Source organism: Pseudomonas sp. PGPR40, from assembly GCF_022014505.1.
Classification (GTDB): domain Bacteria; phylum Pseudomonadota; class Gammaproteobacteria; order Pseudomonadales; family Pseudomonadaceae; genus Aquipseudomonas.
Genome location: NZ_JAKLSP010000001.1, coordinates 212632 through 224698 on the forward strand (window position 1 = coordinate 212632; position 12067 = coordinate 224698).

Below are 12067 nucleotides of genomic sequence, written 5' to 3' on the forward strand. Positions count from 1 at the left end.
TAGAGGTGACTTGCGAATGAGCAAATTAAAAGACAGATCAACGGGATGGGGGCATAAGTCTGATCGACCGCGTCATCGTTCTTCGCGAGCAAGCCCGCTCCCACATTTGACCGCATTCCTCTGAGAGAACTCGGTCAAATGTGGGAGCGGGCTTGCTCGCGAAGACGGCATGACATTCAACCCATCAGTTACCGGCACGCCGCCCATTGTTGCCACAGCCCTTCCTTCAGCCGAGCAATTCCCGCAGACGATACCAGAACATACCGAGGGCCAATAGCGGTGAGCGCAGAACTTTTCCACCCGGAAAGGTCATGTGTGGCACGGCGCTGAAAACGTCCAGCCCCTTGCTGTGCCCGGCATGAATCGCTTCGGCGAGTAACCGTGCGCACCAGTGGGTGACATTCAGGCCATGACCGGAATAACCCTGGGCGTAGAACACGTTCGGGTACTGGCTCAAACGCCCGGCCTGGGGAAAACGGTTGGCCGTGATGCCGATCATGCCGCCCCATTGATAGTCGATGCGTACCTGCGCCAACTGCGGGAAGACGTTGAGCATTTTTGGCCGCATGTAGGCTTCGATGTCCGACGGATCGCGCCCGGAATAATGGCAGGCACCGCCGAACAGCAAGCGTCGATCCGCCGAGAGCCGATAGTAATCGAGGCCGACTTTCTGGTCGCACAGCGCCAGGTTCTGCGGGATCAATTGTGCGGCAACCTCAGGTGCCAAAGGTTCAGTGGCGATGATGTAACTGCCCGCCGGTAGCACCTTGCCGCTCAGGCGTGGTTCGAGTTCTTCCAGATGCGCATTACACCCCAGCACCAGACTGCCGGCGCGCACCGTGCCGCCGGCGCAGCGAACCTGCACCGTGCTGCCGTGAATCAACTCCAGCGCCGGGCTTTGTTCGAATATTCGCACCCCAAGGGATTCGGCCACGCGCGCTTCGCCGAGCACCAGATTGAGCGGATGCAAGTGACCCGAGCCCATGTCGATCAGGCCACCGGCATAGGCATCGGAGGCCACCACCTGCGCGCGGATCTGTCCGGGGCCGACAAGTCGTGTTTCATGGGCGTAACCCAACGCGGCGAGGCTTTGCAGTTCAAATTTGAACGCGGCAAATTGCGCCGGGGTGTTGGCCAGTTCGCAGAAGCCCCAGCGCAGGTCGCAATCGATTCCATGCTCACGGATACGATTGCCCACCAGCTCCACCGATTCGATACCTGCACGCTCCAAATAGCGCACGCCTTCCTGACCGACATAACGGGCAAAACCTTCAACATCATGACCAATGCCGCGAATCAACTGCCCGCCATTGCGCCCGCTGGCGCCCCAGCCGATTCGCCGGCCTTCCAGCAGAATCACTGAAAGCCCGCGCTGCGCCAGTTCGATCGCGGTGTTGACCCCGGTAAAGCCGCCGCCCACCACGCAGACATCGGCCTCAAGATCGGCGTCCAGCGTGGGGTAGGGTGTCATGCCCTTGGCCGATGCGGCGTAATAGGAATGAGCGTGTTCGTTGTCATACTGGTTCATTGGTTGGACTTCACTTTGCTCCAGGACCGGGTCATCAGCCGCATGATCGCCTGAGGCGGGGTAGTTGAAATGTAGAGTTTGTCGAGGACTTCCTGAGGAGGATAGACCTCTGGATTATTGACCAGCTCCGGGTCCATGTATGGCTTGGCCGCCGGGTTCGGATTGGCGTAACCGACCGAGGCGCTGACCTTGGCGATCACTTGCGGGTCCAGCAGGTAATTGATGAAGGCATTTGCCTCTTTCGGGTTGTTGGCGTCGGCAGGAATCGCCAGCAGGTCGAACCAGAGATTGCTGCCTTCCTTGGGAATCGAGTAAGCGATGTTCACGCCATTCTTCGCTTCCTTGGCCCGGTTCGCGGCCTGGAACACATCGCCCGAATAGCCGAACGCAACGCAAATGTCGCCATTGGCCAGGTCCGACACGTACTTGGACGAATGGAAATAGGTAATGTAAGGCCGGAGGGTCATCAGTTTGGCTTCGGCCTTTTTAAAGTCCTCGGGATTTTCGCTGAGCGGGTCCATGCCCATGTAATTCAGGACCGCCGGGAACACTTCATCCGCCGAATCCATCATCGATACGCCGCACTGACTGAGCTTCTTCAAATTTTCGGGTTCGAAAAACACCGCCCAGGAATCGATGCGATCGATGCCCAGCACCTGCTTGACCTTGTCGACGTTGTAGCCAATACCGTTGGTGCCCCACAGGTATGGCACCGAATGTTCATTACCTGGATCGTTTTTTTCCAGCAAGGCCAGCAGTTTCGGGTCGAGGCTTTTCCAGTTGGGCAACTGCGAGCGATCCAGTTTCAGGAACGCGCCGGCCTTCACCTGACGTGCGAGGAAATGGTTGGAGGGCACCACAACGTCATAACCCGTGCGGCCGGCGAGCAGTTTGCCCTCCAGGGTTTCGTTGGAATCGAACACGTCGTAGATCACCTTGATCCCGGTTTTCGCCTGGAAGTCGGCGAGGGTGGTCTCGCCGATGTAATCGGTCCAGTTGTAGACGTTCACACTTGGCTGAGCTTGTGCAGTGGCGCTGAACAGCAACGCCAGGGCGACCGGAACCACGGATTTCAATAGACACATATCGACACCTCTTTTAATTGTTTTGATGTTGATCGTTCCCACGCTCTGCGTGGGAATGCCTCAACGGACGCTCCGCGTCCGCTTCTGGGACGCAGAGCGTCCCGGGCTGCGTTCCCACGCAGAGCATGGGAACGATCAAGTGCTAGACACTAAGCAACAGGAACTCCCGCTCCCAGGAGCTGATCACGCGCTTGAAGTTTTCGTGTTCGGCGCGTTTGACTGCGACGTAACCCCGCACGAATTTGCTGCCCAGATAGCGCTCGATGGTTTCGCACTCTTCCATGCGCGTCAGTGCGTCCTCGATGGTGATCGGCAAGCGCAGATTGCGTCGCTCGTAGGCACGCCCCTGCACGGCGGCGCTCGGCTCGACCTTTTCGACCATGCCCAGATAACCGCACAACAGGCTCGCGGCGATCGCCAGATAAGGGTTGGCATCGGCGCCCGGCAAGCGGTTTTCCACGCGCATGGCGTCCGGGCTGGAGGTCGGCACGCGCAGGCCGACGGTGCGGTTTTCTTCGCCCCATTCGACGTTGACCGGGGCCGAAGTGTCGGGCAGGAAGCGGCGGAACGAATTGACGTTGGGCGCGAACATCGGCAGCACTTTGGGAATGTACTTTTGCAGGCCGCCGATGTGGTGCAGGAACAGTTCGCTCATCTGCCCGTCGGCATCGGCAAAAATCGGCTGGCCGGTGGCGATGTCCACCACGCTTTGATGGATATGCATGGCACTGCCTGGTTCGTCACCGATGGGTTTGGCCATGAAGGTCGCGGTGACGTTGTGCTTGAGTGCCGCTTCGCGCAGGGTGCGTTTGAACACAGTGATCTGGTCCGCCAGATCGAGCGCATCGCCGTGACGGAAGTTGATTTCCATCTGTGCCGGGCCGTCTTCGTGGATCAGCGTGTCGAGGTCCAGGCCCTGGAGTTCGCACCAGTCGTAAACGTCTTCGAACAGAGGATCGAACTCGTTGGCGGCGTCGATGGAAAACGACTGACGACCGCTTTCCGCACGGCCCGAACGCCCCAATGGTGCCTTGAGCGGCAGGTCCGGGTCTTCGCAACGCTGGGTCAGGTAAAACTCCATTTCCGGCGCGACAATCGGCTGCCAGCCTTTGTCGGTGTAGAGCTGCAGCACTTTCTTCAGCACGTTGCGTGGCGACAGTTCGATCGGATTGCCGAACTTGTCGAACGTGTCGTGGATCACGATGGCGGTCGGCTCGATGGCCCATGGAATGACGTAAACCGCGTCGGAAACGGGCTTGCAGACCATGTCGATGTCGGCTGGATCGAGCAGGTCGTAGTAGATGTCGTCGTCGACAAAGTCCCCGGTTACCGTTTGCAACAGCACACTTTCCGGCAGGCGCATGCCTCGCTCATGCAGGAACTTGTTGGTGGGTGCAATCTTGCCGCGAGCGATACCGGTCAAGTCGCTGACCACACACTCGACCTCGGTAATCTTGTGATCTTTCAGCCACGTTAACAGCTGATCGAAAGGGACATTCATAAAGACCTCGTTGTTGGTTTGATTAACGCCGGGGAGGGCGGCTTCATCCTCCGGACACTTCCCCTGTGGCGCGTTGACGACTATCTTGGGTGAGCCTTGCCGTTCCATCTATCCACTTTAAACAGCACAAAGCGCACCAAAAGAGTGCGTAAGGCGCCCCATGACAGCGTGCAATCCGTTACAGGTTCAAGCCTTCAACACCGCCGACGTGGCCGAGCAAATCCGCGCCACACCGGGTTGGGTGCAGCACTATCAGCAGATGTCCCCGGGACATTTCGCCGGGCGGGTGCGCTATCTGGACCTGCAAGGCGTAGAGATTTACGAGGAGCAGATGAACACCCGCGTCGAGCAGAATTTCAGTGCCCCCGAGGGCGCGCTAGCGTTCTGTTTCGATCGCAACGACAACTCGCTGTACGTGCTGAACGGTGAGAGCCGCAACATCTGGATCACCCCGGAGAACTACCAGGAAATCGCCGTGGTGTTCGGTCCGCAATTCGTTCAACGGCATCGCCTGGACGTGGCGCGGCTCGAAGGCTTGTTCATGTCGCCGCTCAACTCAGGGCAGAACGCGCTGTTCAGCCGCTGGTTGAGCGGGACGTTGACGCGGCTGGCGCAGACGCTGGATCCGCCGAGCAAAGAGGCGTTGACCCAGCAGTTATTAGAGGACTGTTTGTACATCCTCGATAACGCCTGCGTGTGCCTTGATCGCGCAGGCTTGCAGCGCCGGGCGGACGAGCGAACGATCATGAAGCGCGTCGCCGAATGGGCTGCCGACACACCGGAAGAAACCCTCAATTTGCTGGAGCTGTCCCAAGTGGCCGGGGTTTCGCTGCGTCAGTTACAGCATGCGTTCAAGGCGTATACCGCAATGACCCCCACGCATTGGTTGCGCTTGCGTCGGCTCAACAGCGCGCGTCGTGAATTGCTCAGGCGAACGGCCGGAGAAACAACGGTCGCGCAAGTGGCGATGGATTGGTCATTCTGGCATTTGGGGCGATTTTCCAGCAGCTATCGAGCCTTGTTCCAGGAACTTCCCAGTCAAACGCTCGCCCGAAAACACAGTGAGTGTCAGTGATCGGCTTGACTGACACCTGGACGACGTTGCCGTTGATCGAGTAGATAAACCATCAGGCAGGCATAGAGCGTGAGGGCGATAAACAATCCCATGCGCACGGCGAAAGCGGTATAGACGTCCTTCCCGGCGACGCTGTCCTGAACCGACTGGCCCAGCAGAATAATCAGCGTGATCAGCGTGTTGAGCCAGAACCCCGGGGTTTGTCGGGTCGGGCTCAGCGCATAGAGCTTGCGTGCCAACAGCAAGCCGAACAGGAGCATCCACAAAAAGAACATCCACAGGTGCACAAACAGGCTGAGCGCGCACCAGAACGCAACGGCCAACAGCCCGCCCATGAAGGTCGAACCGAGCAGTTCATGAGCAGCGTTGCGCGCCGTTGTCGTCGAACTCTGCTGGCCAAGACTGACCGCTTTCAAAATGATCGGCAGATAGGTCGGGTCAATCAACGCCAGCAGAAACGCGGGTAGCACGATCAGGGTGGCACGTAGCGCGACCCGGCTCACCTCCGGCGCCGGTAGAGCGGCGGCCGCGGGTGGCGAGGGTGCATTGGGCGGATCGGGAAACAGCCAGTGACTAAACGCCAAGACGATGACGACAAGGATCAAACCCTTGACCAAGGCACCGATGACCATCAATGCCAGATCGAACTCGGCGACGCCGGCCGAGGAAATCATGGTCAGGCCAATGATCAGAAAGGTCATGATCAAGGTGTTACCGCCACGCAGCCCAAAACCAAAGGCCAGGAACAGACTGACACCGATCAGCAGCACGCCACTGAAGGGGTAGTAACGCAGGACAGGGATCAGCAACAAGCCGATGCCGGTGGTCAGCATGGCGACCAAAGCAAGTATCAGTCCGGCCCTGAAGGGCAGAGGCCGATTGAGCGTGGCCAACAGCAACACGGCGAGCACCGGCGCGAGAAACGGGATCGGCAACCCCAGGCCGAAGCTGATGGCCAGGCACAGCGCCGTGCCTGTGGCCAGACGCAGCGCGCGCTGAACCCGGGGCGAGCGCTTAGCCGGCACGCCCTTAATAGGCACGCCTTTTGTAGGCACTTCTTTAGTAGGCATAGCTCAGCCAGCTCATGAGTCCCACAAATAAACGCCCAAGCAGGTTCAGCGGATTGTCTTCGGTAGGGAACGCCATGACTTCAGCCTGCCCACCGGCACGGATGGCGCGACTCGCGAACAGCGTTTTCCTTGAATCCTCGGAAAACTCGATAATCACCGGAAAACGCTGGGCCGGGCGCAGCCAATCGCGGCTGTTCTGCACACTGGGGAGGCTGCCGGGCGCAGTGCTCTGACCGACGCTGACACCGTAACCGACACTGCGCACACGGCCTTCGAAAACCTTCCCCGGCAATGCATCCAGAACGATCGAAACAGGGGTGTCGACCTCGACCAGGCCGAGGTTGTTTTCGGTCATGTCCGCGCTGATCCACACATCATGGATGGCAATAAGAGTCATGACCGGACTGCCGGCAGTGGCGAACTGTCCGACATCGGTGCGCAGATCGGTGATCAGCCCCGCCGACCGTGCGCGTATCTGCGTGTTGGACAAATCCAGTTCGGCTTTTGACAACGCCGTGGCGGCGCTACGCAACAGCGCGTTGTCATCCTCGCTACCCCCTTCCTGCTCCCGTGCCCGCTGGACTTCGGCACGGGCCGCGGCGACCTGACTGACGGCCTGTTCACGGCTGGCTCGAGAGACTTCGAGCAGACGCACGGAAATGGTGCCGGGGTCTTCGCGGTACAAGCCTTCAAGACGCTGATTGTCCTGCCGCGCCTTGAGTTCATTGGCCTGGGCGGCGCGCAAATTGGCTTGAGCCGAAGCAATACCGGCAGTGCTGGCACCGATCTGGCGGCGTGTCGATTCGAGGTCCGCGCGCGCGCGGTCGACGGCAATCTGGTACGGCTGCGGGTCCACCTCGAAAAGGACTTCGCCTGCCTTGACGTCCTGATTGTTGCGCACGTTCACACGGGTCACGCGGCCGGCCACTTCGGCGGCCACCGGAATGACAAAGGCGCCCACCCGAGCCTGTTGCGTATAAGGCGTGAAACGGTCAGCCAACAAGTACCAGGCCAGGCTCAGGACGATCAGCAGCATCACCCATTTGATGCCTTTTTTCGCGGGATCGGCAGCAGGTTCGGGCGCCGTGGGGGAGGGCGCTTCAGTGACTGGCGGCGAGGGTTCAGTCATCGGCTTTGACCTTCTGGCATGGGATAGGAGGCTTGCGAAGGGGGCGGTTCAGTCAGCAGGTTGCCCCAGTCGGTACGTTGTTCCATTTGCTGGCGAGTATTTTGATCGACTGTCGGCTGGGCGCTATACCACCCGCCGCCAAGGGCTTTGTACAGGGCGATCAGGTTGCTCACGGCATTGCTGCGGCTGAGCAGGTAATTGTCCTGCTGCTCGAGCAATGCGCGTTGAGCATCCAGCACGCGCTGGAAGTCCGAGTAACCTTCCCGGTATTGGGTGCTGGCCAGGCTCAACGAACGTTTGGCCGCGACCTGTGCTTCACCCAGGATGCGTTCGCGCTCCAGTGATTTGATCAGACTGCTGGCGGCATCATCGGCCTCCCGTGCAGCCTGGCGGACTTTGTCGCGATAAACCTCTATCAACTGCTGCAACCGCGCATCCTGCACACGCACGTTGTTGCTGATCTGGCCATGGTCAAACAGGTTCCAGCGCAGACTGGGGCCACCGATCAGGTCCAGGCTGTTGGAGGTGCCGCTCAACGTGTCGGTGGTCCAGACGATGCTGCCCAGCAAGGTCAGCGACGGATAGAAGTCGGTTTCCGCCACACCGATCAGTGCCGACTGGGCGGCGACATTGAGCTCGGCGGCGCGCACGTCCGGGCGACGCAACAACAGATTGGCCGGTACGTCTTGCAGCACGGCTCGGTCCACCAGCGGGATCAGTCCCTGATTTTCGAGCAATTGGGGCAGAGCGCTGGGCGGTTGGCCGGTCAGCACGGCCAACGCGTTTCGGGTGCGCAGCACTTGCGCCTCAAGGTCCGGAATGCTGCTCAAGGTGCCCAGGTATTGGGTCTTGGCTTGTTGCAAGTCGAGTTCGGCGGTCTGGCCACTGTTGAACAGTTTTTCGGTGATCTCAAAGTTGCGCTTCTGCTGCTCGGCGTTTTCGCGGGCGACGCGCAAACGCGCTTCGGTGGTGCGCAGCGAGAAGTAGGTGTCGGCGACCTGAGCACGCAGCAGCACCAGCACGTCTTCATAATTGGCTTGTGCCGCGAAGTAACTGGCGTCGGACGATTCGATAGCCCGACTGAAACGCCCCCAGAAATCCAGCTCCCAACCGACGTCAAAGCCTGCGCTGTGTTGCCAGAAGTGGCTGTCTTGCGGATTGTTGCCACCGGACTGCTTACGGTTGAAGTACAGGCTGTCGGCGCTGGCCTGTTGCAGCTGCGGATAGCGTCCGCTTTGCGCAATACCCAATCGGGCACGGGCTTCCATGAGGCGAAGGCCGGCAATTTTCAGGTCTGAATTGTGCGCATCCGATTCGGCGATCAACGCGTCGAGGACCGGGTCGGCGAACACTTGCCACCACTGGCGAATGTCGGGATTCAAGCTTCGTTGGCTGGCCTGTTCAAGCGCGGGGCTGCTCCAGTGTTTTGTCCAGGCCTCGCCGGGGGACTGAAAATCCGGCCCCAGACGGACACAGCCGCCAAGGCCAAGGGCGACCAGCAGAAGCAACCGACCCGAGCGCGTCAGCATCGGTGCACTGATAGTAGATCTTGTGAAAACGTCATCCGAGCGTCCCTAATATTGAATGCCTGGGCAAAGCGAGGCTTGCCCGCGAAGAACGATGACGCGTAATACCTGAAAAGCTGCGGTGCATTCTTCGCGGGCAAGCCTCGCTCCTACAGGATTTGGTTTCGCTTAGGTTAGTACAGTCGGACAAATAAACGGTAAGGAAAAAATGATCTGGGATCGACCAGATGCTACGCTTCTGACGTGTTATTAATTGCTGTTAAAAGAGAAGGTTAAGAACATCATGAGTAACCCCCAGGACAATACTGCACCCAGCTCCGCCGGATGGCGTTTCAAAGTGGGTATCGCGATTATCTGCTTGATGCTGGGATCCTGGCTGATGGTACCGCTCGCTGCCGCAGCGGATGTGCCAGGCTCAAAGATCGCGGCACTGACAGGCGTTTTGTTTATCAGTAACAAGATTCTGTTGATCCTCGTCATTGCCGTCATGGGCAAATCCGGCTTTCAGCAACTCAAGCGCAGCGTGTTTGGTTACGTTTCCACGCTGGCACCGGCGGCAGACGTGGAAGTAGGCCCGGCTCGGCATAGAATTGGCCTCGTGATGTTTTGCCTGCCGCTGATCTCGGCATTTCTCGAACCTTACGTAGACACTCTTTGGCCGGGGCTGAGACCGAACCTCTGGCAACTCCAGGCGCTGGGCGATGCCATGTTGATCGGCAGCTTTTTCGTGTTGGGCGGGAATTTCTGGGACAAGGTACGCGCCTTGTTTATTCGCACGGCACGCGTCGTTAATACGAGTACGGTGTAAATCGCTTTTAACGCGAAATGATCCCGTGATCGATCGCATACTTTACAAGGGCGGCGGGTTTGTCGATGTTGAGCTTGCGACGGATGCTCAGGCGATGGGTTTCTACCGTCCGGACACTGATATCCAGTTCGCGAGCCATTTCCTTGTTGTTCAGACCTTGGGCCATCTTGTACAGCACCTGACTTTCACGCGGCGTAAGCTCATTGTCGGTACTTTTATCGGCGATGAGCCGTTGAGCGATTTCGGCACTGTAGAACGTTCCACCACTGACAATGGCTTCGATCGCCGCAATGATTTCCCGTGAAGGGGCGTTCTTCAGCACATAGCCGCTGGCACCCGAGCGCACGGACTCACTCACGTATTCATAGTTGTCGTACATGCTCAGCACCAGCACTTTGAGCGAGGGGTACTGACTGCGTAACAACCGGGTCAGCTCGAGGCCGTTGATGTCCTTAAGGCTGATGTCGACCAGCAACAAATCCGGCTGGCAGCGGCCGACCATTTCAATGGCATCGGCGCCATTCTCGGCTTCTCCCACCACTTCCAGCGGCGCCATGACCGCCAGCAACGATTTGATCCCGTCACGGACCAGGGAGTGATCGTCGACCAGGGCGACGCGGATCGGGTAGGGCAGGTTCATCGCAGGCATTCACTCTAATTGTTATGGGGTGAGTCAGCGTTCTGTACTGGGTAACTTCATTGGCAACAGCACGTCGAGCTCACTTCTTCCCGGCATCGATGTCAGGTCGAATCGACCGCCAAAATGCTCGACACGCTCACGGATATTGCGCAGGCCAATGCCAGCGTGACGACGTTCGACCTGGGCGACGTTGAAACCGATACCGTCATCGACCACCGTCAACCGTACGGACTTTTCAGAACCGTGCAGGGTAATGATGACGTGTTTTGCTTGTGCGTGGCGTTCGACATTGGTCAGGCCTTCTTGCACGATGCGAAACAACGAGACGGCGGCGCCATCGACCAGATGGCAGTCGAATTCGTTATCGTTGAAAGTCACGACAAGACCGCTGCGTTGCTCGAATTCTGCGGCGAGTTGACCGATTGCCGCTGGCAGGCCAAGGGTGTCGAGCAGCGACGAACGCAGGTCGTGGGAGAGGCTGCGAACTTCGCCAATGGCATCCCCGAGGCGCTGCGTGGCGTCTCTTAAAATGCCCAATCCCTTGTCTTGCCCATTCTCCAGCACATGGCTGGCCAGTTCGAACTGAAACTTGATAGACACCAGTAGCTGGCTGATTCCGTCGTGCAGCTCTCGGGAAACCCGGGATCGTTCTTCCTCCTGCAGGCTGACGATACGCTGGGTCAGGCGCTGGAGTTTTTTGTCGGCCAGGCGATGTTCGCTGACGTTCAGCGTCATGCCACTGGCGAACACAAATAACACCGCCACGAGGGCCACCACGGCAATCGCCAGCATGGTTTTGCGGATGCCCTGAGCTACCTCGGCACGCGCTTGCTGGGTGGCGCGTTCAACGTCTTCAAGGTAGATGCCAGTGCCGAGCATCCAGCCCCAACGGTCCAGCATCACCACGTAGGCAAGCTTGTCGGTCACCTGGCCGGAAGAAGGTTTGTTCCAGGCGTAACGTTGAAAGCCTTCGCCGGACTGGGCACTTTTGAGTAACGCCTGGATCACTGGCAAACCGTGAGGGTCTGTCATGTCCCATAGGTACTGGCCCACCAGCTCTGACTGGCGCGCGTGCATCAGACTGCGACCCTCGCGGTCGTAAACGAAGAAATAGCCATTGATGCCGAAGCTGAGCTTGCGCAGTTCTTCCAGCACTTGTTGCTGTGCGCGCTCGTCACCCCGGCCGTTGTCGTACAACGGCGCGATCAGGCTTTGCGCCATTTCGACGTAATTTTTCAACTCTGCACGTTTGCTCGCCAGAATGCTGTCTTCGATCAATTGCGCCTGCTGATCCCCCAGTTGACGGTTCAGGGAAATCACCAGCGCGCAGATGACCGCGATCGCCAACACCAGCGGCAGAATCCCGAGCGCGACGATTTTGTGTTTGAGCTGCATCTCTACTCCTGGCCAGACCGAGGGAAGGCGAAGGCCCGGCATCATATGCCAAAGATACGCGCCTGCGGTTGTGATGAAATGCAAAACCTGTGGGAGCGGGCTTGCCCGCGAAGAGGCCAGTACATTCAATCATCGTTGACTGATAAACCGCTATCGCGGGCAAGCTCCAATTCCAGTCAGTTAAGGCACGGAACCCTGTAGGAGCGAGCTTGCTCGCGAAAGCGGTTTATCAGGCGACATCAATGTTGACTGTACTTCCGTCTTCGCGAGCAAGCTCGCTCCTACAGGAATTGCGCTTAACTGACTGACA

Annotated in this window: 10 protein-coding genes; 2 read left to right on the plus strand and 8 right to left on the minus strand. The window is 58.7% G+C overall.

Annotation, left to right across the window (positions count from 1 at the left end; genetic code table 11):
- Window positions 1-226 precede the first annotated feature (226 nt).
- The 3 genes from MEB48_RS00935 to MEB48_RS00945 form a co-directional block, all read right to left on the minus strand.
- Window positions 227-1528, minus strand: coding sequence for an NAD(P)/FAD-dependent oxidoreductase (locus MEB48_RS00935; RefSeq protein WP_237881003.1), 1302 nt, complete (start codon window positions 1526-1528; stop codon window positions 227-229).
- Window positions 1525-2613: a polyamine ABC transporter substrate-binding protein gene (locus MEB48_RS00940; protein ID WP_237881006.1), complete on the minus strand. Its 1089-nt coding sequence runs from the start codon at window positions 2611-2613 to the stop codon at window positions 1525-1527. Before MEB48_RS00940 ends, MEB48_RS00935 begins: the two co-directional genes overlap by 4 nt.
- Before the next feature lie 142 nt (window positions 2614-2755).
- The gene (locus tag MEB48_RS00945; RefSeq protein WP_237881007.1) at window positions 2756-4114 is read right to left on the minus strand and encodes a glutamine synthetase family protein; all 1359 of its coding nucleotides are present in this window, start codon (window positions 4112-4114) and stop codon (window positions 2756-2758) included.
- 160 nt (window positions 4115-4274) lie between these two features.
- On the opposite strand from MEB48_RS00945, the gene MEB48_RS00950 reads away from it, so the two are divergent.
- Window positions 4275-5189: a helix-turn-helix domain-containing protein gene (locus MEB48_RS00950; RefSeq protein ID WP_237881010.1), complete on the plus strand. Its 915-nt coding sequence runs from the start codon at window positions 4275-4277 to the stop codon at window positions 5187-5189.
- Here MEB48_RS00950 and MEB48_RS00955 read toward each other — a convergent pair.
- Genes MEB48_RS00955 through MEB48_RS00965 form a run of 3 tightly spaced genes read right to left on the minus strand, consistent with a single transcriptional unit; the run spans window position 5183 to window position 8917 of the window.
- Entirely contained in the window at window positions 5183-6259 is a 1077-nt protein-coding gene (locus MEB48_RS00955) for a DUF2955 domain-containing protein (RefSeq protein WP_237881012.1), read from the minus strand. The two genes, MEB48_RS00950 and MEB48_RS00955, sit on opposite strands and share 7 nt — an antisense overlap.
- A complete protein-coding gene (locus MEB48_RS00960) occupies window positions 6249-7388 on the minus strand; it encodes an HlyD family secretion protein (protein WP_237881014.1) in 1140 nt (379 codons plus the stop codon). Before MEB48_RS00960 ends, MEB48_RS00955 begins: the two co-directional genes overlap by 11 nt.
- Window positions 7385-8917 (minus strand): efflux transporter outer membrane subunit, encoded by a 1533-nt coding sequence (locus tag MEB48_RS00965; protein WP_237881016.1) that lies wholly within the window; start codon window positions 8915-8917, stop codon window positions 7385-7387. Before MEB48_RS00965 ends, MEB48_RS00960 begins: the two co-directional genes overlap by 4 nt.
- 280 nt (window positions 8918-9197) lie before the next feature.
- On the opposite strand from MEB48_RS00965, the gene MEB48_RS00970 reads away from it, so the two are divergent.
- Entirely contained in the window at window positions 9198-9722 is a 525-nt protein-coding gene (locus MEB48_RS00970; RefSeq protein ID WP_237881018.1) for a transporter suffix domain-containing protein, read from the plus strand.
- 7 nt (window positions 9723-9729) lie between these two features.
- Here the strand turns inward: MEB48_RS00970 and MEB48_RS00975 are convergent, their stop codons facing one another.
- Both MEB48_RS00975 and MEB48_RS00980 read right to left on the minus strand, forming a co-directional pair.
- Window positions 9730-10362, minus strand: a complete 633-nt coding sequence (locus MEB48_RS00975) for a response regulator (RefSeq protein WP_018925859.1) — start codon at window positions 10360-10362, stop codon at window positions 9730-9732.
- Window positions 10363-10395: 33 nt separating this feature from the next.
- Window positions 10396-11757, minus strand: coding sequence for a cache domain-containing protein (locus MEB48_RS00980; RefSeq protein WP_237881020.1), 1362 nt, complete (start codon window positions 11755-11757; stop codon window positions 10396-10398).
- Window positions 11758-12067: the final 310 nt, after the last annotated feature.